This is a genomic window from Methanobrevibacter sp. 87.7 (assembly GCF_002208625.1).
In the GTDB taxonomy this organism is placed as follows: Archaea; Methanobacteriota; Methanobacteria; order Methanobacteriales; family Methanobacteriaceae; genus Methanarmilla.
In genome coordinates this window covers 1-3371 of the sequence record NZ_MRCT01000173.1, presented here as the reverse complement: position 1 = coordinate 3371, position 3371 = coordinate 1, and the positions used below count along the sequence as shown (strand labels likewise).

2 protein-coding genes are annotated in these 3371 nt (G+C 23.4%); one reads left to right on the top strand and one right to left on the bottom strand.

Translation table 11 applies throughout. The features are described from left to right. Positions 1–243: 243 nt before the first annotated feature. Entirely contained in the window at positions 244–1179 is a 936-nt protein-coding gene (locus tag BGI41_RS07255; RefSeq protein ID WP_158211976.1) for a CPBP family intramembrane glutamic endopeptidase, read from the top strand. A 273-nt stretch (positions 1180–1452) separates the two neighbouring features. Here the strand turns inward: BGI41_RS07255 and BGI41_RS07250 are convergent, their stop codons facing one another. After that, complete coding sequence (locus BGI41_RS07250) at positions 1453–3228, bottom strand: ribosome biogenesis/translation initiation ATPase RLI (protein WP_088539976.1); 1776 nt, start codon at positions 3226–3228, stop codon at positions 1453–1455. Between the last annotated feature and the right edge of the window lie 143 nt (positions 3229–3371).

Genomic DNA, 3371 nt, shown 5'->3' with positions numbered 1-3371 from the left:
TTATTTTTTTTATTGATTGTGCTTTTTTTATTATTATTTTAATAATATTGTTTTTTAGTTATTTTTTATTTTTATATTTTTTAATGATTTTTTGAAGTTTTTTGTTTTAATATTTTTTAAATTTATAAATTTTACTTAATTTATTTTAATAATATTTAAAGTTTATTTAATAAGTATTAAATATTAAGAAATAAATAGTACGTAATGTATTTTTTCCATGTTTGTAAAAAGGAGGTAATACTCTTGACTGAAAATGAAGTTTTAGAAAATTCAGTTAAAAATTCTGTAATAAATTATAAAAGTGATAAAACAACATTATCAAAAATTGGAATGTCTTATTTTTTCTTGCTTTTGATAATGTTTATTATCCCAACAGTATTAATTGGAATATTTCATACAAATGATAATAATTTTGCATTATTGTTTAATTTCATTGGTTTTGTTGTTGGTTTTATATTTTTACGTTATTATATTAAAAAAATACCTAAATCTGATAATATTGAAAATAATAGTTTATCAATATATAAATATGTTTATTATTTGATTATGGGTTATGGATTAATGATTTTTGGATATTTTATTTCAAATATCTTAAAAGGTTTTTTTGTTCCAACAGGTGTTGATCCACTTCAAACCCTTCAATCTTCAAATATAATTGGAACATTTTTTTATGCTGTAATATTTGGTCCAATCTTTGAGGAATATTTTTTCCGTAAATTCCTTATTGATAGAACAATAAGATATGGTGAATTATTTGCAGTTTTAACTTCTGCATTTATGTTTATGATTTATCATATGAACATTTATCAGTTCTTAGGAGTATTTTTATTTGGAATAATACTTGCTCATGTTTATATAAAAACTAATAATATTTTATATACAATTACAATGCACCAAATTGGAAACTTTTTAGGTTTAATTGTTCCAACTGTTATTGGTTCAAGTAAAGTACTTATAGATGGATATAATATATTTGAATTTGTTTTAATGTGTTTATCTATTGGATTTTTCATATATTATTTATATTATGTTAAATTTAAGAATAATACTGGTTTATCTAATAGAGAATTATTTAAAATGTTTTTTACTAATACTGGAACTATTCTATTTATATTATTTGGTTTAGTAATTGCTTTATTAAATTTAAACATGCCATGGATTGTTAGTTTATTACATTAATAATCCTTTTTTTTTTTTAATCTTATTTTTTTACTTTATTTTTAATATTTTTTGTAAAAATAAGTTTTTAATATCTATTATTTAAAATTTAAAAAAATGAGTATATAAAATTGATATAGAATTTAATTTTAATTTTTAATAAAAATAGTAAAAAAGAATATTTATAATATTCTTTAATTTTACTTGAAGCTTATTATCTTATGATTTAAGATATTATTATTAGTTTTTTTAGCTATTTTTTCTGATTTAATTTTTTTAGTATTTCTTAGCTATTTATGATTTAAGATAATAATATTCTCCAGCTTCTTTTTGTTCACGATCAAGATAACTGTTAAGTTTATTTACACGTGGACGTTTTGTTTCTTTATCACGTCTAAATGTAATATTTAAATCAGATAAGAATTTATTCATAGATGTTCTAAGATCACTAGGTTTAGATGCATAACCTTCAACACCAGGTTTACCATTAAATACCATAGCTCTATCTGAAATATAATCAATAAATATTATATCGTGATCTATAATTAAACTTGCAGCATTTTTACTTTCAACAATTTTTCTAATAACTTTACCTGCAGTTAATCTTTGTTCTACATCTAAGAAAGCAGTAGGTTCATCAAATAAATATAAATCTGCATCTTTTGATAATGTAGTTGCAATTGCAAGACGTTGGAGTTCTCCTCCACTTAAATGTTCTACATCTTTATCAAGTAAATCTTTAAGTTGTAAAGGATTTCCTATTTCACTTTCAAATATTTTAGAACCAAATTCTGGAACATTCATATATAAATAATCTTGAACTCTTCCTTTGAAATCAGTTACAATATATTGTGGTTTATATGCAATTTCAATTTCAGTATCTACTTCACCTTTTGTTGGTTTAACTTCACCAGCAAGCATTTTAGCAAATGTAGTTTTACCAATACCGTTAGAACCAAATGCAGTTACAATTTCATCTTTATATATTTCTCCAGCATTTGCAGAAATTTTAAATCCATCATATTCTTTAGTTAAATCACTATATGAACTTAAAGTTTCACCTTCATCTTCTGGAGTAGGTGGACGAATTGAAAACTCTATTGGTGTTTTTCTCATTCTAATATTTTCTTCTTTTAAGAAACCATTTATATATGCATTAATTCCAACTCTTACTCCTTTCATACCAGAGACTACACCATAAGCTCCAGGTTTACCATATAAAACATGTATATTATCAGATAATGCATCTAAAGTAGCTAAATCGTGTTCAATTACAAGTACTGATTTACCTGCTTCTGCAAGTGATCTTATTACTTTCACTGCATTAAGTCTTTGTTTTACATCTAACCATGATGTAGGTTCATCGAAGTAGTAAAAATCACCTTCACGAAGTATGGATGCAGCTATTGCTACTCTTTGAAGTTCTCCTCCACTTAATTTAGACATATTTCTGTTAATAACAGTTTCTAAGTTAAGGTTTTCTACAACATAATCTAGTTGGTCTCTTTCATCAACATTAGATAATAAATCATTTACATTACCTTTTACTACTTTTGGTAAATATTCAATAGCTTGAGGTTTATGTATGACTTTTATATCTTTATTTGCTAATTTTTTAAAATAACTTTGAAGTGCAGAACCTCTATAATATTCAATAACATTATCCCAACTTGCTTCAGTTTCCCAATCTCCAAGATTTGGAATAAGTTCTCCAGATAAGATTCTCATAATTGTTGATTTTCCAATACCATTTTGACCAAGTAAACCAACTACTGTTCCTTCTTTTAATGTAGGTAAATGGAATAATTCAAACATATTTTGACCATATCTATGAATAGGGTCGTTAAGTGCTTCTGGTAAATTTATTACTGATATAGCATCAAATGGACATCTTGTAGTACATATTCCACATCCTTCACATAATTCTTCAGAAATAAGTGGTTTTTTTGTTTCTTCATCAATAGTTATAGTATCTTCTTCCATTCTAACTCCAGGACAGTAATTTATACAAACATAATTACATTTTTTTGGTTGACATTTTTCCTGGTCTAATATAGAAATTCGACTCATATTATCTCCTTAAATAAATAAAATTAATATAATAATAAAAAATAATTATAAAAATAAGTTGATTTTTTAGTAAAAGTTAATAGTTTTTTATTTTTTAAAAATTCTATAAAAAATTTTATCAACTTAAATATAATATATAATTT

What these genes read in the sequence shown, in the direction of transcription:
- BGI41_RS07250 (WP_088539976.1), bottom strand. Translation starts at nt 3,228, where the DNA reads ATGAGTCGAATTTCTATATTAGACCAGGAAAAATGTCAACCAAAAAAA.